The following is a 23,455-nucleotide window of genomic DNA, read 5'->3' on the forward strand; positions in this document are numbered from 1 at the left end:
CGTCATCGGGCTCGCCACGGCAGGCCGTACGGCACCACGACTGCTGTCCCGTACGTCACGTACTGCCCCCAAGTGGACTGAGTACGGCCGGGAGTCAGGCATAAAGCAGTCAAACCTGCACATCTGTGCAGGGAAACCTGAACAATTCGCACACGTCGTGGTGGGCCGTCAGTCCATCCTGCGGGCACTGCCCAGCAGTCCCGATTCCGCATCGGTCGCCCGGATCATCACGAACCGGCGGTCCCGCCGGGTGCACCAGAGGGTGACCCCGTCCGTCAGAGTGGACAGGGCACGGGTCTCGTCGGATCCCAGACACATGAGATGCCCGATCTGTTCGGCTTCGCCGGGAGACACCCGCTGGATGCCGACCAAGGACGACTTCTCCATCAGCCCGGCCGCCACCGGGCTCAGATACGGCAGCAGCGTCACCACCGACTGCCACGGACCCGACGCCACCCGCCCGCGCGGCGGCCTTATGCCGCAGTCCCGCACCACGACGACCGGGGATCCGGCCGAGGGGCCCTGCGGCGGCACCCGCCCCACATCGTGCAGCGCGATGCCGCAGTCGTCGCCGGCGGCCCGCACCAGTCCCTCCCAGGCCGGGGCCCGCCCCGTCTCGACGACGATCCGGGCGCCGGTCGCCGCCGCCCGCAGCGCCAGCACCTGCGCCGTCCAGAGCCCCCCGATCAAGGTCACGTCGTACGCGGTGGGCCGGATGATGCCGAGCACGGCGGGGCGCCCCGCGTCGTCCACGCCGATCACCACGCCGTCGTCGCCGACCGGCAGGGCCAGCGACGCCAGCTGTTCGGGCCGGACCGTGTGCCGGGGCCGGCGCGGGCCGGCCGGCCCGAAGCCCAGTCGGCCACGACCACGTACGGGCAGGGACATCAGCCGGTACCTCCGAGGGGCAGGGTGGCGAGCAAGCCGGGCAGCTGCTCGCGGTCGAGCCGGACCAGCGAGGTCCTCACTCCGTGGGCGGTGCGCTCCAACTCGTGGCGGGCCGCCAGGAGTTCCCGGTCGTCGCGGCCGGTGACGCGGACATGGCCGGTGATCGTGATCTCCTGCCGGTCACCGTGTCCCAGCGTGAGGCTGAACGTCGTGGCCAGGGCCGGGACCGAAGTGAGCAGCGCGACGAGCTGCGGCATCGGGGCGCCGCCGCCCAACTCCGGCCAGCGGCGCACCCAGTACGTGGTGTGCGGCCGGTCGTCGCAACTCCAGGTGCGCGAGGTCTCCCGGGTACGGCGGACAGGCTCCCCGTCACGGCCCGCCCGCGCCGTGGCCGAAGGGCTCGCACAGGTGGACGTGGCGATCGCCGCGGCGAGTTCCTGTTCCGTGAGCACTGTCGCGGACAGCCCCGCCCCCGTCAGCCGGCCGGCCAGCTGGTCGGCCGCGCGTACCAGGCACTTCTGCGCCCCGGCGAGGCCGCCACCCCGTGCCCGTACCGCCTCCGGGCAGAGCTCAGGGGCCAGCTTCAGCGCGATCCAGGTGATACGGACCGCCGGGGAACCCGTCCCGGCCTGCAGGGGTGCGTAGTTGCGGGCCGCCACCGACTGCGCCGGCAGACGCGGTGCGGGCGCCGGCTGGGTGTGCTGCACGATCTGCGCCGACTCCAGCCGGATGCCGTCGACGTCGAGCGCGTCCCGTACGAGAGCCAGGGGGAGGGGCCGAGCGGACCGGTCCTGGCGCAGCGCCGTGCCGTCCGCGTCGATCCTGAGGACGGCCGTCAGATACGTACCGTCGCCGATCATGCCGACCGGGCGCCGGTCGCGACCCCCGAACGAGTGTGTACGCAGCGCCGGTTCGCACTCGGCCACGGGCGCGATGCCCGGTTCGGTGCCGGCGCCCGGACCCGTCGACGCGGCCCTGCGGTGACGGGCCCGCAGCGCGAGGACCGCGTGCAGCAGCGCGGGAAGGGAGCGGCGCCGCCGGCGCACGACGGCGAACACCACCAGCAGCGCGGCCGGCACCGAGGCCGGGGCCAGCAGTAGCGGATCCACGACCCAGGCGCAGAGCAGCAGCGCCCCCGCGATCTCGAACAGGACGAGTTGGTGCAGCCGTAACGGCCCGATCGATCCGGCCCGTCCGCCCCACCGCGCGATGCCGGGCCCGTCGCCGCGCCCTGAAGAGTCCGGTGCTCCGGGAGGCCGCGTGTCCGGGACCGGAGCCGCCCGCGCCGCGGAAGCGGAAGCCGTCATCGCGGCACCCCCCGTTCATCCGGCCCGGTGCCTCTCGGCCCGGCCCGTGCCAGGCCCGTCCCGCCGGGGCCTCCGGCGGGGTGCATCACCCTACCCAGCCCGCAACACCGTTTCTGGGGTCCCGGGAGGCCGGTTCCCTCACGACCGGCCAAGTGGGTACGGCCCGAGGCTGCGGGGAGGCCCCGAACCACCTCGCTGGTGGAGCGGGAGCCCCGCACGCCGACGCCGCACCCGGCGTCCCAGGCCACACGATCACGTTACTCCGATCGGCCCAAGGCGTCGCACGTACACTGGCCGACCCTCACCCCATCGAGCTAAAGCGATCTTGTCCACGCTCTTCAACGAGCAGTTACCGACCCCCTGGATCGACAGGCATAGTAGGGAGCCGGTCCGGCATCGGGGGGTCCGGTACGGGCCGCCGGCCGCGTCCGCTCCCGGTGCCGCGCGGTCGGACACGGGGAGACGGACGGACTCATGGCATCGCGGCGCGACGACCTCAACGCGTACACCTTCGCGAAGCGGCGCGTGGTGGCGGCGTTCCTCCAGCCTTCGCCCACCGGTTCCGACGAGGGCGCCCCGCGCCCCCTGCGCGCCGTCCTGCCGGGCCTCGTCGCCGGCGCCCTGATCCTCGCGGGGTTCGGCGCGTACGGCATGTTCAGACCGGCCGCGCCCAAGGACTGGGACAGCCCCGGCACCAAGGTGATCGTCGGCAAGTCGTCGACCACCCGCTACGTGGTGCTCACCACCGGCAAGGGCCACAGCCGCAGGACACTGCTGCACCCCGTGCTGAACCTCGCCTCGGCGCGGCTGCTGCTGACCCCGCAGAACTACGGCGTCATCCAGGTCGACGACGACATCCTCGACGCGGGCGAACCCCCGCGCGGCCCCGTCCTCGGCATCCCGTACGCCCCCGACCGGCTGCCCGAGTGGAAGGACGCGGGCACCGCCAAGCGGTGGGCCGTCTGCGTGCAGCCCGGCAGCGGGGGGAACACCGTACAGAAGGCCGCTTTCGTCCTCGCCGAACGCGACAACGAACTGGCCGAGGGCTCCGGCCGGCTCACCGGCGGCCAGGTCCTCTACGTCCGGGGACAGGACGGCACCCGCTACCTCGTCGACGCCCTCGGCACCAAGTACCGCATCGACGAGACGGCGGCCGACCTCGGCCATCTGACCGGCGCCCTGGTCGGCAGCGCGCAGCCCCAGCCCGTCACCGACGACTGGCTGGCCACCCTGCACGACGGCAGCCCGGTCGCCTTCCCCCGGATCCCCGGCGAGGTCGGCGCCCCTGCCCACATCGAGGGCCACCTGTCCGCGCGGGAGAACCGCGTGGGCACGGTGCTGCGCACCAGGAACGGAGAGGGCACCGCCTACTACGTCGTGCTCGACGGCGAGGTCCGGCCGGTCACCGAGTTCACCGCCTGGCTGATCGTCAACTCCCCGCAGACCGCGTCCCTCGACCAGGCGGGCGAGGCACGCCCGGCCGGACTCCAGGACTTCGTCCCCGACTCCGACCCCTTCAAGGGCCAGGCCGCGCACTGGCCCGCGCACAGGGCCGTCCGCGTCAACGCCACGGACGAGGGAGCCTCGGGCCGCGACACCGTCTGCAACGTGCTGCGCCGCACGGACGGCACGGGCCGCACGACGCTGAGCACCTGGGCCGGCCGCGCCTACCCCGCCCCCGTCGGCGCCGACGGCACGAGCACGTACGTCACCCCGGGCAGCGGGCTGCTCTACACCCAGGTCCGGGAGGGGCAGAGCAGCCCGGACGGATCACTCTTCCTGGTGACCGACACCGGACTGCGGTACGCGGTTCAGGCGAACGGCGACAGCGACGCCCAACGGTCCGACATCGGCACCGGTGGTGCGAAGTTCGGCCCGGACGGGCGGCCCGAACCCAGCCAGGCCCAGATCAGGCTCGGATACGAGAAGGTGACGCCCGCCCTCGTCCCGATCGCCTGGTCGGAGTTCCTCGCGAAGGGCCCCCGGCTCGACACCAACAGCGCCCGCAGGCCCCAGGGTTCCTGAGGGGGACCGGCGGGGGCGGCGGAGCACCAGTGGACACATGCGGGGGAGAGAGCGCGATGCCGTACCGGAAGAGGATTCTGCTGGCGGCCGCCGCCGCAGTCGGCGCCCTTGCGGGGCCGCAGGCCGCGGACACCGTTGCGGACCCGGCCGGTCTGCGCACCGCCGGCGTCGGCGCGTGCGACTTCCCGATGAAGAAGCAGTTCGAGGGACGCCCGTGGCCGCTCCAGCGGGTGCTCCTCGACGAACTGTGGCAGGACACGCGCGGCAAGGGGGTCCGCGTCGCCGTCATCGACACCGGAGTGGACGACACCAACCCCCAGCTCAGGGGGGCCGTGGACACCTCCGCGGGCATCGACTACACCGAAGGCGGCGGGAGCGACGGGACGGTGGACGAGTCCGGTCACGGCACCAAGGTCGCCGGCATCATTGCCGCTCGCTCCCGAAGCGGCACCGGCTTCGTCGGTCTGGCCCCCGAGGCGACCGTCATCCCGATCCGCCAGAACGACGGGCGGCGGGGCGGCAAGGACAGCACGATGGCCGCCGGGATCGACCACGCGATCGCCCAGGGCGCCCAGGTCATCAACATCTCCCAGGACACGACGAGGCCACTGGCCGACGACTCCCTGCTGGGCCGGGCGGTGGCGCGGGCGATCGCCGAGGACATCGTGGTCGTCGCCGCCGCAGGCAACGACGGCATGGACGGCAGACGCAGGAGTACCTACCCCGCAGCCTTCGACGGTGTCCTCGCCGTCGCCGCGTCCGACCGCAACAACGAACGCGCCCCCTTCTCGCAGGCGGGGGAGTTCGTGGGGGTCGCCGCACCCGGGGTGGACATCGTCTCCACCGTCCCGGGCAACGGACAGTGCACCGACAACGGCACCAGTTTCGCCGCGCCGTACGTCACCGGGGTCGTCGCGCTGATGCGCGCCAAGTACCCGGACTGGACGTCTGCGCAGATCATCGCCCGTATCGAACAGACGGCGGAACGCTCCGTCAACGGCCGTGACGCCTTCGTCGGATGGGGTGTAGTCGATCCGGTCCGCGCCCTGTCCGGGGAGGACGTCCCGCAGGACGCCCCCCATCCGGACACACCGCCCGCCGCGGCCCCGGCCCCCGAGCCCGCGCACCTGGCGATGTCGGAGACCTCGCGGCAACGCAGCAAGCGGTATGCGACCTACGCACTGGCCGCGGCGGCCGTGCTCGTCGGTGCGGTGGCCGGTACCGCGACCGTGGCGCGCGACCTCCGCGGACGGCGGGTTCCGCGCCGCGGATGACCTGCGCCGAGGAGTCCTGCCCGCCGCCGGGACGGATCGGGACGAGGCGGCGAAGTGGCTAGGGTGAGCGCGGACTTCAGATGAGTGACGGGGGATCAGGAACCGGCCGGAGGGGCTTTGCCGGAGCCGGGTGCGACCACCCCTGCCCCCGTATGCCTTCCCTTCGCGAACCGAGAGAGGACCTCCGCATGACCAACCCCGCGGGCGGTTTCGGACTTGCCGACGACCCGGTCATCCAGGCCAGGAACAAGATCGTCAAAACCGCCGAGGCGGTCTCCACACAGGCCAGGGAGCTCGCCGACATCCTCGCGACGGCCGGGGCGGGGTGGACCGGAGCCGGTGCCTCCGGCTTCACGTCCGCGCAGCTCGTGATCAACGAGGACCACGACGAGATCCGCCGGCTGCTGACTGTGCTGCTCCACGCGGTGGGCAGCACCAGAAACCTCAGCAACGCCAACGACGACGAGGTCCGCGCGGCGTTCAACGCGGTCAGGGCCCCGGCCTCGGCGGCCAACGCCTCAGGGCTCAACGGCGTCTGAACCGACCCTCTTTCCCCGCAGCCGAGCCAGAGGAGAATCCGGATGGGGCACGACCCGCACACCAAGGTCAGGTACGAAAGCGTCCAGGAGATGGCGAACCGCATCCGCGTGGTGTCGCAGAACATCTGCCACGACCTGGAGGAGATGGACAGCGCGCTCAAGGTGGTCACCGACACCTGGGACGGCGAGGCCCACACCGCGTACGTGATGCTCCAGAACAAGTACCGCGGCAAGGCCGACGACATGAAGGGCCGCCTGGAACACGTCGCGAGGATCATCGAGAACGGCAAGGACAACTACCGTTCCACGGACCTGAGGGCCTCACGCCTGTTCACCGAGGCGTACTGAACACCCGGCAGGGACCGCGGACACAGGAGGGGCACGTTCGGGTGAACGTGCCCCTCCTGCCGTACGCGGTCCCTGCCGCGCACCCCTCCCGTATGACCGGCGCTACGTCAGGTCGAACTCACCGTCCCGGGCGCCGAGTACGAACGCGCGCCACTCGGCCTCCGTGTACCGCAGCACGGTGTCCGGATCCAGCGAGGACCTCATCGCCACGGCCCCGCCCGGCAGATGCGCGATCTCTACACGCTCCTCCGCCTCTTCGGTCCCGGGCGCACTCAGCCATTCCGCCCCCGAGATGTCGAGTGCGTACAGCTCGTCCTTCTCCGCCTGCGTGCCCATGGTCAAGGGTTCCTCTCCGTACGTGGCTCTGCACGGCACCGTACAGGCACCGCCGCGGCCTTTGGCCAGGTCACCGATTCCCTGGCGGACAGCGCCTTTCTGTGCTCCCCCGACGCCGCGCGCGGCCGCCTCATGGCCGCTCCGGAAGCCTTCCCGTCTGCACCAGAGGGCTGCCCCGCCGACGGGTGGCGAAGTACCCGCGCCCCGGCGGCATCGGATGCCCGCGCACCGCCCCGATGAGGTCCCCCTCCGCCGGGTTGCCGGACAGGACCACCCCCTGCGCCCCCAGCTCCTTGATCCGCTGCATGAACGTCTCGTACATCGCACGTGAGGCCCCCGCCGAACTGCGCGCGATGACGAAGCGCACCCCGGTGTCCCGGGCGAAGGGCAGATACTCCGCCAACGGGGCCAGCGGACCGCCCGAGCCCGTCGCCACCAGGTCGTAGTCGTCGACCACGATGAAGATCTGCGGGCCGGACCACCAGCTCCGGTCCCGCAGCTGCTGCGGAGTGACGTCCGCCGGGGGCCGCCGTCGCGCGAACACGCCGGCCAGCGCCTCCATGTGCGTGCCCAGCGCGTCCGCCGTCGGCGCGTACTCCAGCAGGTGGTTCTCCGGCAGCGCGCCCAGCAGCCCCCGCCGGTAGTCCCCGACGACGAGCTTCGCCTCGTCGGGGGAGTACCGCTCCGCGATCTGCTTCGTGATCAGCCGCAGCAGATTGGTCTTGCCCGACTCGCTCTCGCCGAAGACCAGGAAGAACGGATCGGTGTCGAAGTCGACGAACACCGGTTCCAGATCCGTCTCGGCGATCCCGATCGCGATGCCGCGGTCCGGGAACTCGAACCCCTTCGGCAACCGCTCCGCGGGCAGCCCGAGCGGCAGCAGCCGTACAGAGGGTGCCGGGGCGCCCGCCCAGTTCGACCGCACCGTCCCGACGAGCGCGGCGGTCGCGTCCGCCAGGCCCGCCCGGTCGGTGACCGAGTCGATGCGCGGCAGCGCGGCCATGAAGTGCAGCTTCTCCGCCACCTGGCCCCGGCCCGGCACCCCGGCCGGCACCCGGCCGGCCACCTTCCGGTCGAACTCGGAGTCCATGACGTCGCCCAGCCGCAGTTCGAGCCGCCCGAGGATCTGGTCCTTGAGCCCGGCGCGAACCTCCATGTAGCGCGCGGCCGAGAGCACCACGTGGACCCCGTAGCCGAGACCCCGCGCGGCGATGTCCGTGACGACCGGCTCCAGCGATTCGTACTCGGTCCGGAAGCCGCCCCAGCCGTCGATGACCAGGAACACGTCCCCCCACGCCTCACCGGGCAGCTCACCGAGAGCGCGCCTGCGCCGGTAGGTGGCGACCGAGTCGATGCCCCGGGCGCGGAACAGCTCCTCGCGCCGGGCCAGTACCCCCGCCACCTCCGCGACCGTGCGCCGCACGCGCTCCGGGTCCAGCCGCGAGGCGATCTGCCCCACGTGCGGCAGCTCCGCCAGCGGGGCGAGCCCGCCACCGCCGAAGTCCAGACCGTAGAACTGCACCTCCATCGGGGTGTGCGTCAGGGCGAACGAGGAGATCAACGTCCGCAGCAGCGTCGACTTGCCCGACTGCGGCCCGCCGACCACCATCAGATGCCCCGCGGCCCCGGAGAAGTCGCGGTACAGAACCTCGCGCCGCTGCTCGAACGGCTTGTCGACCAGACCGAGCGGGACCGTCAACCCGCCGGGCCGGGTGTACCCCGTGGCGGTGAACCCGCGCCCCTCGGCCGGCGCGAGCCCAGGCAGCAGCTGGTCCAGCGCCGGAGCACGGTCCAGCGGCGGCAGCCACACCTGATGCGCCGGCACCCCCTGGCCCTCCAGCCGCCGCACGACCACGTCGAGCACGGTGTCCGTGAGCGCGTCCTCCCGCACCGGACCGTTCCGCGGGACGGCCGCGCCGGCCTCCGCCTCCGCCGACGGCACCGGCATCGCACGGAACAGGGCCGCCCGCCGCGCGGCCGGCACCTGCCCCACCGCGGGGGCGGGACCAACCGTGCGGTACGCCCCCGACACGTACGCCGCCTTGAACCGCGTCATCTCCTCCGTACCGGACTTGAGATAGCCCGAGCCCGGCACCGACGGCAGGTGGTACGCGTCCGGCACCCCCAGCGCCGTCCGCGACTCCGCGGCCGAGAACGTCCGCAGCCCGATCCGGTACGAGAGATACGTGTCCAGACCGCGCAGCCTGCCCTCCTCCAGCCGCTGCGAGGCCAGCAGCAGATGCACGCCCAGCGAACGGCCGATACGGCCGATCTGGATGAACATCTCGATGAAGTCCGGCTGGGCGGTGAGCAGTTCGGAGAACTCGTCGATCACCAGCACCAACGAGGCCAGCGGCTCCAGCGCCGCACCGGCCGCCCGGGCCCTCTCGTAGTCGTGGATGCCCGCGTAGTTGCCCGCCGAGCGCAGCAGCTCCTGCCGGCGCTGGAGCTCACCGCGGATCGCGTCGCCCATCCGGTCGACGAGGGCCAGGTCGTCGGCCAGGTTGGTGATGACCGCGGCCACGTGCGGAAGCTGTGCCATACCGCTGAACGTCGCCCCACCCTTGAAGTCCGCGAGCACGAAGTTCAGCGTCTCGGAGGGGTGCGTGACCGCGAGCCCCAGCACCAGCGTCCGCAGCAGTTCCGACTTGCCGGAACCCGTCGCGCCGATGCACAGCCCGTGCGGCCCCATGCCGTCCTGTGCCGCCTCCTTGAGGTCCAGCATCACCGGCAGCCCGTCCTCGCCGACCCCGATCGGCACCCGCAGCCGCTCGGAGACCGGCCGCGGCCGCCAGGTGCGCCCCACATCGACCGCGGCCGCGTCACCGAGGTTCAGCAGTTCGGTGAAGTCCAGGTCGGACAGCAGTGGTTCGCCGTCCCTGCCCCCGCCCGTACGCAGCGGAGCCAACTGCCGGGCCAGCGCCTCGGCCGCGGGCAGCGAGAGCCCGTCCGGTACGCCCTCGTGCACCGCGCCCGCACCCGACTCCATCCGCAGCAGCCCCGGCCGCACCATCACGGTGAGCCCGCCGCGCGGAGCGTCGGGCTCACCCCGCACCACCTCGACGACCGTCACGCCCTGCAGCCCCTCGGGCGCCGCCAACACCGCGTCGGGCGCCACCCGGCTGCCGTCCAGCACCACCACGATGTGCGGCTGGTCCGGCAGCGGTCCGCTCTCCCGGCCGAACCGCGGCCGCCCCTCCAGCCGGCCGGCCAGCAACGGCTCCAGACCGGCCAGGTCCGCCGCGAACAGCCGTTTCGTACCGGCCCCGTCGGCCTGACCCGGCACCTGGGTGTGCGGAAGCCACTTCGTCCAGTCCCAGCGCGCCACCGCGTCGGGCCCCGCCACGACCGCGACCACCAGGTCGTCCGGCGAGTGCAGCGTCACCAACTGGGCCACCATCGCCCGCGCCACCGACTGCGCCGACTCCGGCAGACCGCACACCGTCACCCGATGGAACCCCCGCACCGGGAACGCCACCGGCAGTCCGTCCAGCGAGCCGTGCACCGCCAGGAACCGCCGCAGCGCGCCCGCGCACACCGGCTCCGGATCATCCGCCGGATCGGTGTCCGGCCCCGACAGGGGCGTCGACAGCCCCTGGGCGCCCAGCCCGATCCGTACGTGCCCGAAGTCCTGGTCACCGGCCCGCCGTTCCCACACCCGGGCGCCCTCCGCCACCACGGACCACAGCTGATCGGGGCCGGGGTGCAGATACCACTGCGCGTCACGCTGGGCGCGCGCCGTCCGGCGCACCGTGCGCCGGGTCTGCGCCAGGTAGGCGAGGTAGTCGCGCCGGGCGTCCGCCAGCTGCCCCTGGGTACCCCGCCGGTGGCGGACCAGCTGGGCGACCACCATCGCGACCGTCGACACCAGCATCAGCACACCCATGATCCGCATGAACGGCGGAGCCTGCGGCGAGAAGAAGAAGACCACCGACGAACCCATGCCGAGCACCGGCAGGACCTGCATCAGCAAGCCCTCGCGCTGCCCGCGCGGCAGCAGGGGAGGGGGCTTCAACGCCAGCCCGTCAGAGGGGAGTTCCGGCGGCACGGCCCGCGGCGGTCGCTTCACGACGATCTGGCTCACCGGTGCATCAATCCCTCGGTACGGACGGGCCGGAGGCCGGACGGACCCGCACCGGCGCCCCCGTGGCTGCCTCCGCCCACGGACTGGCCTCCGCGCGACCGCGATCCTACTTCCCGGACCCCGGCGGAGATTCCGGGATTCACCCGTCCCGGTAGGGTTGCGCGCGCATCGTGCGCACCGCGAAACCCGGGGGACCGGGCACGTGATCGTGCGTAGTTGCCGACCAGGGGACTGGACACGTGATCGTGCACGGTCGCCGACCAGGGGGACCGGGCACGTAACCGTGCGCAGTCGCTGACCCGAGGACCGGACACGTGATCGTGCGCAGTTGCCGACCCGAGGACCGGACACGTGATCGTGCGCAGTTGCCGACCAGGGGGACCAGACACGTGAGTACGACCGCAGCGACCGGCTTCTGCCGCGTCACTGTCGTGGCGCCCGACAGCCGGATCGACGTCGCGCTGCCCGAGGACCTCGCCGTCGCCGACGTCTGCCCCGAGATCCTCCGGCTCACCGGCCGGACCCAGGCCGTCGCCACCCCCACCGGCTACCACCTCGTACGACGCGACGGCACCGTCCTCGACGGCGCCCGCACCCTCGCCGCCCAGCAGGTGCTCGACGGGGAGATCCTCAGCCTGCGCCCCTTCGCCGAGTCGCTGCCGCCCGCCGTGTTCGACGACGTCTCGGACGCCGTCGCGTCCGCCGTCGGCCGCGACCGCCACCTCTGGAGCGACGACCTGCTGCGCGGCGCCGGCCCCGCGGGTGCCGCCCTGCTGCTGGTCCTGATGGGCTTCGTCCTCTGGTTCGCCGACCCGGTCCGCCACGACATGCACAGCCTGCCCGGCATCATCGCGGGCGCCGCCGGAGTGCTGCTCACCGCCTTCGCGGGGGTCCGCGCCCGGGTCTACGGGGACCGGGTGACGGCCGTCGCCCTGGGCCTCGGCGCCCTGCCCCTCGTGCTCATCGCGGGCTCCGGCGTCATCGGCCCGGACGCCGGCCAGGGGCCGGGCAGGCTCCAGCTCCTGCTCGGCTGCGTCGCCGTGCTGGTCGCCTCGGTCGTCCTGGTCGCCGTCACCCCGGGCGGCGACGCCCCGTTCGTCGCGGCGGCCTTCCTCGCCACCGCGGGCACCCTGGCAGCCTTCGCCGCGATCCTCGCCGAGTCCTCGGCAGCCTCGGCGGCCGCCGTCTGCGCCCCGGCCGCCATCGGACTCGTCGCCTTCCTGCCCGGCCTCTCGGCCCGTTTCGCCCGGCTCCCCATCGGATACGCCCCGCAGCGCACGGCCCGGACGGGCTACGAGGACCCCTTCGCCGATCCGGACGCCGGCCACCGGGACGCCCCCGTCGATGCCGCGCACATCGCGGACCGGGCACGGCGCGGCCATGAACTCCTGCTCGGCCTCGTCGCAGGCTGCGCGGCCCTCGTCGTCGCGTCCGCCGCGGTGCTCGGCTTCTCCGGTGACGCCTGGGCCCAGCTCCTCGCCCTGGCCACCGGAGCGGCCATGCTGCTGCGCGCCCGGCTCTTCCGCTACACCTCGCAGGTCGTGTGCGTGCTGGCGGCGGGCCTCGGGGCCCTCGCCCTGCTGATCCTCGGCCTCGCGCTGCATCCGCCCGCCGACCTGGTGGCGGCGCTCGCCCGGTACGGGGACCGCGGCTCCCTCGACCTGCGTACGGTCTGGCTCTGCGCGGCCGTCGCAGCCGGCGTGACCCTGCTGACCGCGGCCGGCCTCATCGTTCCCCGCAAGGGGCTCTCCCCCTTCTGGGGCCGTGTCCTGGACCTGACGGAGAGCGCGCTCCTGCTCTCCCTGGTGCCGCTCTGCCTGGCGGTCCTCGACGTCTTCGCGCGCGCGAGGGCCCTCACTGGCTGAGGCCCGTGAGGGCCGCTCCGAACGGCTGGTAGTCTGGCTGTGGCCGTTTGTGTACGCGTTCCCGGTTGATTCTGGGGGCTGCGCTCATCGGACCTTCGCTCCCGAGTCACTCAAGCTCCCCTGAGATCAAGACCAGGGGCACTCGTGGGCGCATCGAAGACCAAGAGGAGTACGCGTGCCGCTCGACGCCGCTACGAAGAAGCAGATCATGACCGAGTTCGCGCAGAAGGAGGGCGACACCGGTTCCCCCGAGGTTCAGGTCGCCATGCTTTCGCGCCGTATCTCGGACCTGACGGAGCACCTCAAGACGCACAAGCACGACCACCACTCCCGTCGTGGTCTGCTGATCCTGGTCGGCCAGCGTCGCCGCCTCCTGCAGTACCTGGCCAAGAAGGACATCCAGCGCTTCCGTGCGCTCGTCGACCGCCTCGGCATCCGCCGTGGCGCGGCCGGCGGCGCCAAGTAAGGACGCTGTGAAAGGGAGCGGTTCCCCCTTCTAGGGGGCCGCTCCCTTTGCCGTACGTGCGGTACCGGGGGGAACCTCAGTAACCTGGACGTACAACAACAGACGAGGAGAGGCGCGCCACGGCCGCCGCCGGTCCTCGGTAGTGGCCCCCGGGACAACGCCCGGGAGCTTCGATCGAAGACCGGCCCCGCACACACGGTGCGCCTCTCCGCACCGTCCTCCGCCACACGGGCGACAGGACGAAAGACGACGAGTATGGAGAAAACACTAGTGGAGAACGAGACCCACTACGCCGAGGCCGTTATCGACAACGGAACCTTCGGCACCCGCACCATCCGCTTCGAGACGGGCCGCCTGGCCAAGCAGGCCGCCGGCTCCGCCGTCGCGTACCTGGACGACGACACCATGGTGCTGTCGGCCACCACCGCTTCCAAGCGGCCCAAGGACCAGCTCGACTTCTTCCCCCTCACGGTGGACGTCGAGGAGCGGCAGTACGCGGCCGGCAAGATCCCCGGCTCCTTCTTCCGCCGTGAAGGCCGGCCGTCCGAGGACGCGATCCTCACCTGCCGCCTGATCGACCGCCCGCTGCGCCCCTCCTTCAAGAAGGGCCTGCGCAACGAGATCCAGATCGTCGAGACGATCATGGCGCTCAACCCCGACCACCTGTACGACGTGGTCGCGATCAACGCCGCCTCCGCCTCCACGATCCTGGCGGGCCTGCCCTTCTCCGGCCCCATCGGGGCCACCCGCGTCGCCCTGATCAAGGGCCAGTGGGTCGCCTTCCCGACGCACACCGAGCTCGAGGACGCCGTCTTCGACATGGTCGTCGCGGGTCGCGTCCTGGAGGACGGCGACGTCGCGATCATGATGGTCGAGGCCGAGGCCACCGAGAAGACCATCCAGCTGGTCAAGGACGGTGCCGAGGCCCCGACCGAAGAGGTCGTCGCCGCCGGTCTGGAAGCAGCGAAGCCCTTCATCAAGGCGCTCTGCAAGGCCCAGTCCGACCTCGCCGCCAAGGCTGCCAAGCCCACCGGCGAGTTCCCGGTCTTCCTCGACTACCAGGACGACGTCCTGGAGGCCCTCTCCAAGGCCGTCAGCACCGAGCTCGCCAAGGCGCTCACCATCGCCGGCAAGCAGGAGCGCGAGGCGGAGCTCGACCGCATCAAGGACATCGCGGGCGAGAAGCTCCTCCCGGCCTTCGAGGGCCGCGAGAAGGAGATCTCCGGTGCCTACCGCGCGCTGACCAAGAAGCTGGTCCGCGAGCGCGTCATCAAGGACAAGGTCCGCATCGACGGCCGTGGCGTCACGGACATCCGTACGCTCGCCGCCGAGGTCGAGGCCATCCCGCGCGTGCACGGCTCGGCGCTGTTCGAGCGTGGCGAGACCCAGATCCTGGGCGTCACCACCCTCAACATGCTCCGCATGGAGCAGCAGCTGGACACCCTCTCCCCGGTGACCCGCAAGCGCTACATGCACAACTACAACTTCCCGCCGTACTCCGTCGGTGAGACCGGCCGCGTGGGCTCGCCCAAGCGCCGCGAGATCGGCCACGGTGCGCTCGCCGAGCGCGCCATCGTGCCGGTGCTGCCGTCGCGCGAGGACTTCCCGTACGCGATCCGCCAGGTCTCCGAGGCGCTGGGCTCCAACGGCTCGACGTCCATGGGCTCGGTCTGCGCCTCCACCATGTCCCTGCTGAACGCCGGTGTGCCCCTCAAGGCCGCCGTCGCCGGTATCGCCATGGGCCTGATCTCCGAGGAGATCGACGGCAAGACCCACTACGTCGCCCTCACCGACATCCTCGGTGCCGAGGACGCCTTCGGTGACATGGACTTCAAGGTCGCCGGTACGAAGCAGTTCGTGACCGCGCTCCAGCTCGACACCAAGCTCGACGGCATCCCCGCCTCGGTCCTGGCCGCCGCGCTGAAGCAGGCCCGTGACGCACGCCTCCACATCCTCGACGTGATGAACGAGGCCATCGACGTCCCGGACGAGATGTCCCCGAACGCCCCGCGGATCATCACCGTCAAGATCCCGGTGGACAAGATCGGTGAGGTCATCGGCCCCAAGGGCAAGATGATCAACCAGATCCAGGAGGACACCGGCGCCGACATCACGATCGAGGACGACGGCACCATCTACATCGGTGCCCAGCAGGGCTCGCAGGCCGAGGCCGCGCGCGCCACGATCAACGCGATCGCCAACCCGACCATGCCGGAGGTCGGCGAGCGCTACCTGGGTACGGTCGTCAAGACCACCACCTTCGGTGCGTTCGTCTCCCTGATGCCCGGCAAGGACGGTCTGCTGCACATCTCGCAGATCCGCAAGCTCGCCGGTGGCAAGCGCGTGGAGAACGTCGAGGACGTGCTCGGCGTCGGCGCCAAGGTTCAGGTCGAGATCGCGGAGATCGACTCCCGCGGCAAGCTCTCCCTCATCCCCGTCGTCGAGGGTGAAGAGGACGAGAAGAAGGACGACACCGACAAGTGACGTCCCGTAGTTCCGTGACGACGGCCCGCCCCTCCTCGGAGGGGCGGGCCGTCGCCCGTACCCAAACGCTTCTCAAGGGCACCAAAGGCATCGGCACGGTCCGCCGCACGGTCCTCCCCGGCGGCCTGCGCATCGTCACCGAGACGCTGCCCTCCGTACGCTCCGCCACCTTCGGTATCTGGGCCAACGTCGGATCACGCGACGAGACCCCGACGCTGAACGGCGCGACGCACTACCTCGAACACCTCCTCTTCAAGGGCACCGCCAAGCGCAGCGCCCTCGACATCTCGTCCGCGATCGACGCGGTCGGCGGCGAGATGAACGCCTTCACGGCGAAGGAGTACACCTGCTACTACGCGCGGGTCCTCGACACGGACCTGCCGCTGGCCATCGACGTGGTCTGCGACATGCTGACCGGCTCCCTGATCGCCTCCGAGGACGTCGACGCCGAGCGCGGCGTCATCCTCGAAGAGATCGCGATGACGGAGGACGACCCGGGCGACTGCGTGCACGACCTGTTCGCGCACACGATGCTCGGCGACACCCCGCTCGGCCGCCCGGTCCTCGGCACCGTCGACACGATCAACGCCCTGAACCGCGGCCAGATCGCCCGCTTCTACAAGAAGCACTACGACCCCACGCACCTGGTCGTCGCGGCAGCCGGCAACGTCGACCACGCCACGGTCGTACGCCAGGTCCGCAAGGCCTTCGAACGCGCCGGGGCACTCTCCCGCACCGACGCCGTCCCGACGGCGCCGCGCGAGGGCTCCCGCACGCTGCGCACCGCGGGCCGGGTCGAAGTGCAGAACCGCAAGACCGAGCAGGCCCACGTGGTCCTCGGCATGCCGGGACTGGCCCGCACCGACGAGCGCCGCTGGGCGCTCGGCGTACTCAACACCGCCCTCGGCGGCGGCATGAGCTCCCGCCTCTTCCAGGAGGTACGGGAGAAGCGCGGCCTGGCCTACAGCGTCTACTCGTACACCTCGGGCTTCGCGGACTGCGGACTCTTCGGCGTGTACGCGGGCTGCCGGCCCAGCCAGGTCCACGACGTCCTCAAGATCTGCCGCGACGAGCTCGACCGTGTCGCGTCGGACGGACTCGACGACGAGGAGATCAGCCGCGCCATCGGCCAGCTCTCCGGCTCCACCGTCCTCGGCCTGGAGGACACCGGCGCGCTGATGAACCGCATCGGCAAGAGCGAACTGTGCTGGGGCGAGCAGATGTCCGTAGACGACATGCTGGCCCGTATCGCGCAGGTCACACCGGACGACGTCCGGTCGGTGGCGGGCGAGGTCCTCGGACACCGCCCCTCGCTCTCCGTCATCGGCCCGCTCAAGGACAAGCAGGCCGACCGCCTCGAAGAAGCGGTCTCCTAAATCCTCTCGTAAGGAAGCAGAGCAATGAGCAAGCTGCGCGTGGCCGTTCTCGGGGCACGGGGCCGTATCGGCTCCGAGGCGGTACGAGCGGTCGAGGCCGCCGACGACATGGAACTGGTGGCCGCACTCGGCCGCGACGACAAGCTGGAGACCCTCACGGACTCCGGCGCCCAGGTCGTCGTCGAGCTCACCACTCCCACGTCGGTGATGGACAACCTCGACTTCTGCGTCCGGCACGGCATCCACGCCGTGGTCGGCACGACCGGCTGGACCGACGAGCGGCTCGCGCAGCTCAACACCTGGCTCTCCGGCTCGCCGGGGACCGGTGTGCTCATCGCGCCGAACTTCTCCATCGGCGCGGTCCTCACGATGAAGTTCGCACAGCAGGCGGCCCGGTACTTCGAGTCGGTCGAGGTCATCGAGCTGCACCACCCGAACAAGGCCGACGCCCCCTCCGGCACCGCCGCGCGCACCGCCCAGCTGATCGCCGAAGCCCGCCGCGAGGCGGGCTGCGCACCCCAGCCGGACGCCACCGCGACGGCACTGGACGGCGCGCGCGGCGCCGACGTCGACGGGATCCCGGTCCACTCGGTCCGGCTCCGCGGCCTCCTGGCCCACCAGGAGGTGCTGCTCGGGGGCGAGGGCGAGACCCTCACCATCCGGCACGACTCCCTGCACCACAGCAGCTTCATGCCGGGCATCCTGCTCGGAGCACGCCGCGTGGTGACCACTCCGGGTCTCACGTTCGGCCTGGAAAACTTCCTCGACCTGAACTGACTGAGCCCACCGCCATGCGCGCAAAGATCACTTATGTCGTCACCGCTGCCGTCCTGGTCTTCTACTTCGCCCTGGTCGGCAGCCGAGGTGTCCTGCTCATCAAGCACGGCACGCTGCTGACGGTGACCTTCGGGGTCGCCGTCCTGATCCTTCCGGTGATCGGCATCTGGTTCCTCTGGAAGAACACCCAGTTCGTCCGGAGGGCCAACGCCCTGGCCGCCGAACTCGACGCCGAGGGCGGCCTGCCCGTCGACGAACTGGTCCGTACCCCCAGCGGGCGTATCGACCGGGACTCCGCCGACGCGGTGTTCGCCCGCCGTCGGGAGGAGACGGAGGACACTCCGGACGACTGGCGCTGCTGGTTCCGCCTCGCTGTGGCCTACCAGGACGCCCGGGACACCCCTCGGGCCCGCAAGGCCATGCAGCGGGCCATCGCCCTCCACGGCCGTCCGGCACCCACTACGGCGCCGTCCGGCACATCAACCTGACGGGTACGTCGAGCCCGCCCTGCACATCAAGCCCGTCCGGCGGTCGAGGGACACCCCTCGACCGCCGGACGGCAACACTCCGCCGACTACCGCGCCCGGTACTCGTCCCCCCAGGCCTCAATCGTGTCGGCGGCCCGGTCGAACGCCTCACCGCGCGCCAGGAAGTCCGCGTTGGAGTCCGTGAGCAGCGGCGGCATCGCATTCCCGCCCTTGCGTACGACGATCAGGGCCTGACCCTGCACCGTGCGCGGGAACCCGAGCCACTTCACCGGCTGCTGCACGGTACGCACTGCTTCGGCACGGTTCCACGGCACCGTCGTCGTTCGGAAGAAGCCCACCCGCCGCACGCCGTGCCGGCTCACCCAGGCGCCGATCCGCAGCATCCGCAGGGCGCAGATGATCACCGCGAGGGCCAGGGCGAGACACGCGCCGGCGCCGGGCATCGCCCCGGCGAACGCCGTGATCATCCCGGCGAACAGGATGAACGAGGCAAGCAGCAGCAGACCGGCCGCGGCCGCGACACGCCAGGGCCCGGGGCGGTAGGGGCGTCGCCAGCTGTCGTGGTCGTCGAACGGCAGCGCGATGTCGTCAGCGCTCGCGTCAAATGCGCGGTCGGCCGTCAGAAAGGGCAGGGGCACGACTGATCCTCACTCACAAGCACGCTCGATTGCTGTGCCCGGTGAGGCTACCGAGGAGGCCACTGACCGGACCACCCCAGGGGGTCCGTACGAGTCAGTGTCCGTGCGCCGCCTCGGTCTGCTGGTGGTGCTGCGGCGATTGCTCGGGTGCCAGGGCGGGCAGACCGAGCAACAGCGATCCGACGAGTCCGGCGACCACGACGAGGCCGGTCAGGGTGCGGCCCGCCTTCTCGGACAGGGAGGCGCGCGCCCGCGGAGGCGGTGTGACGTTACTGCGGAATCGGTCGGCCTCGGCTACGAACGAGAACGGGACGGATTCACGCCGGCGGAACATGAGGTAACTCTCCTTGAACTCTGATTCGGGTGGTGCTACTGAGTCAGACGCACGACGGGCCCGATCGGTGCCCCGAATCACCGGATTGGCCGAAGAAATCCTCGTACGGGTGGTGCGGACCGCGTTGTCGGTGGCGGCCCGTAGAGTGGGCGCCGCCCGAGCGACGCCATTGGAAGGACCCCCGCCGGTGACCGAGACCCCCGAGCCCGCAAAGCCCAGCTTCCGCAGTGATGTCACCGTTGACCTGGTGAAACACGCCGCAGGCGACTCCGATGTGCTGTTCGCCGCCCGTGTTTCCACGGCCGGTGAGCAGTCGCTCGAAGAGGTCACCAAGGATCCTGAGCGCTCCAAGGGGCTCATCAACTACCTGATGCGGGACCGGCACGGAAGCCCGTTCGAGCACAACTCGATGACCTTCTTCATCAGCGCCCCGATCTTCGTGTTCCGTGAGTTCATGCGGCACCGCGTCGGCTGGTCGTACAACGAGGAATCGGGCCGCTACAGGGAGCTGGAGCCGGTCTTCTACGTCCCGGGGGAGTCCCGGAAACTCGTCCAGCAGGGCCGCCCCGGCAAGTACGAGTTCGTCGACGGCACCGAGGCGCAGGCGGAGCTCACCGGCCGCGTCATGGAGGACTCGTACCGCCAGGCGTACGTGGCCTACCAGGAGATGCTGGCGGCAGGAGTCGCCCGCGAGGTCGCCCGCGCGGTTCTCCCGGTCGGCCTGTTCTCCTCGATGTACGCCACGTGCAACGCCCGCTCGCTGATGCACTTCCTCGGCCTGCGTACGCAGCACGAACTCGCGAAGGTTCCGTCGTTCCCGCAGCGGGAGATCGAGATGGTCGGCGAGCAGATGGAGGCGCACTGGGCGGCACTCATGCCCCTCACCCATGCAGCCTTCAACAAAAATGGACGCGTCGCTCCGTAGGCGGTGTCCGTATTGCGGCGTTTCATGAAGTTCATCTAGGCTGATCAAACGGACCCGGCACTGCTTGAACCCCCGAGCAGGCAGTGCCGGGCTCCTCTTGCTTGTCCCCCCGAGGGGACACCGGGCGCTGAGCAACGAGTAGCGTGGTACCCATGGCTCCGATCTCCACTCCGCAGACCCCCTTCGGGCGGGTCCTCACCGCTATGGTCACGCCCTTCACGGCGGACGGCGCACTCGACATCGACGGCGCCCAGCGGCTCGCCACCCATCTGGTGGACGCAGGCAACGACGGCCTGATCATCAACGGCACCACCGGCGAGTCCCCGACCACCAGCGACGCGGAGAAAGACCAGCTCGTACGGGCGGTGCTGGAGGCGGTCGGCGACCGGGCGCACATCGTCGCCGGCATCGGCACCAACGACACCCGCCACAGCGTCGAACTCGCCCGGACGGCCGAGCGCACAGGCGTCCACGGCCTGCTCGCGGTCACTCCGTACTACAACAAGCCGCCGCAGGAGGGCCTCCTGCGGCACTTCACGGCGATCGCGGACTCCACCGGGCTGCCGGTGATGCTCTACGACATTCCCGGCCGCAGCGGTGTGCCGATCGACACGGAGACCCTGGTCCGGCTGGCCGAACACCCGCGCATCGTGGCCAACAAGGACGCCAAGGGCGACCTCGGCCGTGCCAGCTGGGCCATCGCCCAGTCCGGTCTGGCCTGGTACTCGGGCGACGACATGCTGAACCTGCCGCTCCTGTCGGTCGGCGCGGTCGGTTTCGTCTCGGTCGTCGGCCATGTCGTCACCCCGGACCTGCGGGCCCTCATCGAGGCCTACCTCGGCGGAGACGTACAGAAGGCCACGGAGATCCACCAGAAGCTACTGCCGGTGTTCACGGGCATGTTCCGTACCCAGGGTGTGATCACCACCAAGGCCGCACTGACCCTCCAGGGCCTCCCGGCGGGCCCGCTGCGCCTCCCCATGGTGGAACTCAGCGCACAGGAAACGGCACAGCTCAAGATCGATCTCGCCGCCGGTGGGGTACAGCTGTAACCACAGACTTCACAACTGAATACGCGAAGAACAATTCGCGACAGAGCAACACCAAAGACATCAGCAAGTGCACGAATGACATGCGCGCCACGTGCCCAAGCGGTACGTGGCGCGCGTGGTAAGGAGAGTCTTTTGAGTCATCCGCATCCTGAACTCGGCACCCCGCCGAAGCTCCCGAAGGGCGGCCTGCGGGTCACCCCGCTGGGCGGCCTCGGTGAAATCGGCCGCAACATGACGGTCTTCGAGTACGGCGGCCGCCTGCTCATCGTCGACTGCGGCGTCCTCTTCCCCGAAGAGGAGCAGCCGGGAATCGACCTGATCCTTCCGGACTTCACCACCATCCGGGACCGCCTCGACGACGTCGAGGGCATCGTCCTGACGCACGGACACGAGGACCACATCGGTGCTGTCCCGTATCTGCTGCGTCTGAAGCCGGACATCCCGCTGATCGGCTCCAAGCTGACCCTCGCGCTCATCGAGGCCAAGCTCCAGGAGCACCGCATCCGGCCCTACACCCTTGAGGTCAAGGAGGGCCAGCGCGAGCGCATCGGAGTCTTCGACTGCGAGTTCATCGCGGTCAACCACTCCATCCCGGACGCTCTCGCGGTCGCCATCCGCACGCCTGCCGGCATGGCCGTCGTCACCGGTGACTTCAAGATGGACCAGCTGCCGCTGGACGGCCGCCTCACCGACCTGCACGCGTTCGCGCGGCTGAGCGAGGAAGGCATCGACCTTCTGCTCTCCGACTCGACGAACGCGGAGGTCCCCGGCTTCGTACCGCCCGAGCGGGACATCCAGAACGTCCTGCGCACGGTCTTCGCCAACGCGCAGAAGCGCATCATCGTGGCGAGCTTCGCCAGTCACGTGCACCGCATCCAGCAGATCCTCGACACGGCTCACGAATACGGCCGCCGGGTCGCCTTCGTCGGACGTTCGATGGTCCGGAACATGGGCATCGCCCGTGACCTGGGCTATCTGAAGGTTCCCGCGGGCCTGGTCGTCGACGTCAAGACGCTCGACGACCTGCCGGACGACGAGGTCGTGCTGGTCTGCACGGGCTCGCAGGGTGAGCCGATGGCGGCTCTGTCGCGGATGGCCAACCGCGACCACCAGATCCGCATCGTCCAGGGCGACACCGTCATCCTGGCGTCGTCGCTGATCCCGGGCAACGAGAACGCGGTCTACCGCGTGATCAACGGTCTGACCCGTTGGGGCGCCAACGTCATCCACAAGGGCAACGCCAAGGTCCACGTCTCGGGCCACGCCTCGGCCGGTGAGCTGTTGTACTTCTACAACATCTGCAAGCCGAAGAACCTGATGCCGGTCCACGGCGAATGGCGCCACCTCAGGGCCAACGCCGAACTGGGCGCCCTCACCGGCGTTCCGAAGGACCACATCGTCATCGCCGAGGACGGCGTGGTCGTCGACCTGATCGACGGCAAGGCAAAGATCGTCGGCAAGGTTCAGGCCGGCTATGTGTACGTCGACGGCCTCTCGGTCGGCGATGTCACCGAGTCCTCGCTCAAGGACCGCCGCATTCTCGGCGACGAGGGCATCATCTCGGTCTTCATCGTGGTCGACAGCTCCTCCGGCAAGATCGTGGGCGGCCCCCACATCCAGGCCCGGGGCTCCGGCATCGACGACTCGGCGTTCAGCGCGGTCGTCCCGAAGGTCCAGGACGCCCTCAACAAGTCGGCCCAGGACGGCGTCATGGAGCCGCACCAGCTCCAGCAGCTCGTCCGTCGCACGGTGGGCAAGTGGGTCTCCGACACCTACCGCCGGCGCCCGATGATCCTTCCCGTCGTCGTCGAGGTCTGACCCCGACAGGCGCGAACTCCGGAGCGGGGCCCCCGATTTGCATCGGGGCGCCCCGCTCCAGTACGTTTGCGTCTCCGCCTCACCGGGAACCACCGCGCACACCTGTGTGCCGTGAGCCCCCGAGGAGGCCGGAATTTCGACTCAGATTTTCTGATAACGTCGGATCCGCCGAAAGGCAAGGCCCTTCAACGGCCACTGGAATTCAAACTCGAACCGGCAAACGGGACGAAATGAGTCTGGTAAGGTTGGAATCGCCGGAAAGGGAAAGCGCGAAAGCGAAGAACTGGAAAGCGAAAATGCGAGGCCCGCTTCGACCGGGAATCGGACACGAAAGAGTCTGATAGAGTCGGAAACGCAAGACCGAAGGGAAGCGCCCGGAGGAAAGCCCCAGAAAATGTTCTGCGGGTGAGTACAAAGGAAGCGTCCGTTCC

Annotated in this window: 19 protein-coding genes; 13 read left to right on the top strand and 6 right to left on the bottom strand. The window is 70.6% G+C overall.

Annotated features, from left to right (window positions below):
- Positions 1 to 168: 168 nt before the first annotated feature.
- Entirely contained in the window at positions 169 to 888 is a 720-nt protein-coding gene (locus ACIBJG_RS18315; protein ID WP_399308530.1) for a hypothetical protein, read from the bottom strand.
- Positions 888 to 2,195 (bottom strand): type VII secretion protein EccE, encoded by a 1,308-nt coding sequence (eccE, locus tag ACIBJG_RS18320; protein WP_399308531.1) that lies wholly within the window; start codon positions 2,193 to 2,195, stop codon positions 888 to 890. The genes ACIBJG_RS18315 and eccE overlap by 1 nt, the downstream gene beginning before the upstream one ends.
- Before the next feature lie 474 nt (positions 2,196 to 2,669).
- Between eccE and eccB the strand changes: the two genes are divergently transcribed.
- The 4 genes from eccB to ACIBJG_RS18340 all read left to right on the top strand — a co-directional run bounded on the left by eccB (position 2,670) and on the right by ACIBJG_RS18340 (position 6,381).
- Entirely contained in the window at positions 2,670 to 4,220 is a 1,551-nt protein-coding gene (eccB, locus tag ACIBJG_RS18325) for a type VII secretion protein EccB (RefSeq protein WP_399308532.1), read from the top strand.
- Between the two features lie 56 nt (positions 4,221 to 4,276).
- Positions 4,277 to 5,494: a type VII secretion-associated serine protease mycosin gene (gene mycP, locus ACIBJG_RS18330; protein ID WP_399308533.1), complete on the top strand. Its 1,218-nt coding sequence runs from the start codon at positions 4,277 to 4,279 to the stop codon at positions 5,492 to 5,494.
- Positions 5,495 to 5,682: 188 nt separating this feature from the next.
- Complete coding sequence (locus tag ACIBJG_RS18335; RefSeq protein WP_399308534.1) at positions 5,683 to 6,033, top strand: hypothetical protein; 351 nt, start codon at positions 5,683 to 5,685, stop codon at positions 6,031 to 6,033.
- Positions 6,034 to 6,075: 42 nt separating this feature from the next.
- Entirely contained in the window at positions 6,076 to 6,381 is a 306-nt protein-coding gene (locus ACIBJG_RS18340; protein ID WP_399308535.1) for a WXG100 family type VII secretion target, read from the top strand.
- A gap of 102 nt (positions 6,382 to 6,483) precedes the next feature.
- Here the strand turns inward: ACIBJG_RS18340 and ACIBJG_RS18345 are convergent, their stop codons facing one another.
- Together ACIBJG_RS18345 and eccCa are read right to left on the bottom strand one after the other, a co-directional pair.
- The gene (locus tag ACIBJG_RS18345) at positions 6,484 to 6,717 is read right to left on the bottom strand and encodes a DUF397 domain-containing protein (RefSeq protein WP_399308536.1); all 234 of its coding nucleotides are present in this window, start codon (positions 6,715 to 6,717) and stop codon (positions 6,484 to 6,486) included.
- A gap of 130 nt (positions 6,718 to 6,847) precedes the next feature.
- Entirely contained in the window at positions 6,848 to 10,801 is a 3,954-nt protein-coding gene (eccCa, locus tag ACIBJG_RS18350; protein WP_399308537.1) for a type VII secretion protein EccCa, read from the bottom strand.
- A 389-nt stretch (positions 10,802 to 11,190) separates the two neighbouring features.
- Here eccCa and eccD point away from each other — a divergent pair, with 389 nt between their 5' ends.
- The 6 genes from eccD (at position 11,191) to ACIBJG_RS18380 (ending at position 18,257) form a co-directional block, all read left to right on the top strand.
- Entirely contained in the window at positions 11,191 to 12,666 is a 1,476-nt protein-coding gene (gene eccD, locus ACIBJG_RS18355; protein WP_399308538.1) for a type VII secretion integral membrane protein EccD, read from the top strand.
- 175 nt (positions 12,667 to 12,841) lie between these two features.
- Positions 12,842 to 13,132 carry a 30S ribosomal protein S15 gene (rpsO, locus tag ACIBJG_RS18360; RefSeq protein ID WP_018551846.1) on the top strand — a complete coding sequence of 97 codons (291 nt, stop codon included), beginning with the start codon at positions 12,842 to 12,844 and terminating at the stop codon, positions 13,130 to 13,132.
- A gap of 270 nt (positions 13,133 to 13,402) precedes the next feature.
- Positions 13,403 to 15,616: a polyribonucleotide nucleotidyltransferase gene (locus ACIBJG_RS18365; protein ID WP_399308563.1), complete on the top strand. Its 2,214-nt coding sequence runs from the start codon at positions 13,403 to 13,405 to the stop codon at positions 15,614 to 15,616.
- On the top strand, positions 15,613 to 16,992 hold the full coding sequence (locus tag ACIBJG_RS18370) for a M16 family metallopeptidase (RefSeq protein ID WP_399308539.1): 1,380 nt from the start codon (positions 15,613 to 15,615) through the stop codon (positions 16,990 to 16,992). The genes ACIBJG_RS18365 and ACIBJG_RS18370 overlap by 4 nt, the downstream gene beginning before the upstream one ends.
- Positions 16,993 to 17,016: 24 nt before the next feature.
- On the top strand, positions 17,017 to 17,769 hold the full coding sequence (dapB, locus tag ACIBJG_RS18375; protein ID WP_399308540.1) for a 4-hydroxy-tetrahydrodipicolinate reductase: 753 nt from the start codon (positions 17,017 to 17,019) through the stop codon (positions 17,767 to 17,769).
- Positions 17,770 to 17,783: 14 nt separating this feature from the next.
- Complete coding sequence (locus tag ACIBJG_RS18380) at positions 17,784 to 18,257, top strand: hypothetical protein (RefSeq protein WP_399308541.1); 474 nt, start codon at positions 17,784 to 17,786, stop codon at positions 18,255 to 18,257.
- Positions 18,258 to 18,343: 86 nt separating this feature from the next.
- On the opposite strand, the gene ACIBJG_RS18385 is transcribed toward ACIBJG_RS18380, so the two are convergent.
- Both ACIBJG_RS18385 and ACIBJG_RS18390 read right to left on the bottom strand, forming a co-directional pair.
- A complete protein-coding gene (locus tag ACIBJG_RS18385) occupies positions 18,344 to 18,895 on the bottom strand; it encodes a hypothetical protein (RefSeq protein ID WP_399308542.1) in 552 nt (183 codons plus the stop codon).
- Between the two features lie 94 nt (positions 18,896 to 18,989).
- Positions 18,990 to 19,229 carry a hypothetical protein gene (locus ACIBJG_RS18390; RefSeq protein ID WP_399308543.1) on the bottom strand — a complete coding sequence of 80 codons (240 nt, stop codon included), beginning with the start codon at positions 19,227 to 19,229 and terminating at the stop codon, positions 18,990 to 18,992.
- A gap of 187 nt (positions 19,230 to 19,416) precedes the next feature.
- Here ACIBJG_RS18390 and thyX point away from each other — a divergent pair, with 187 nt between their 5' ends.
- From thyX to ACIBJG_RS18405, 3 genes are all read left to right on the top strand, one after another.
- Positions 19,417 to 20,154 carry an FAD-dependent thymidylate synthase gene (gene thyX / locus ACIBJG_RS18395; protein WP_399308544.1) on the top strand — a complete coding sequence of 246 codons (738 nt, stop codon included), beginning with the start codon at positions 19,417 to 19,419 and terminating at the stop codon, positions 20,152 to 20,154.
- A 152-nt stretch (positions 20,155 to 20,306) separates the two neighbouring features.
- A complete protein-coding gene (dapA, locus tag ACIBJG_RS18400) occupies positions 20,307 to 21,206 on the top strand; it encodes a 4-hydroxy-tetrahydrodipicolinate synthase (protein ID WP_399308545.1) in 900 nt (299 codons plus the stop codon).
- Between the two features lie 132 nt (positions 21,207 to 21,338).
- Positions 21,339 to 23,024, top strand: a complete 1,686-nt coding sequence (locus ACIBJG_RS18405) for a ribonuclease J (protein WP_399308546.1) — start codon at positions 21,339 to 21,341, stop codon at positions 23,022 to 23,024.
- Positions 23,025 to 23,455 lie beyond the last annotated feature (431 nt).

The sequence above is a fragment of the Streptomyces sp. NPDC050422 genome (genome assembly GCF_044458665.1).
Lineage (GTDB): Bacteria > Actinomycetota > Actinomycetes > Streptomycetales > Streptomycetaceae > Streptomyces.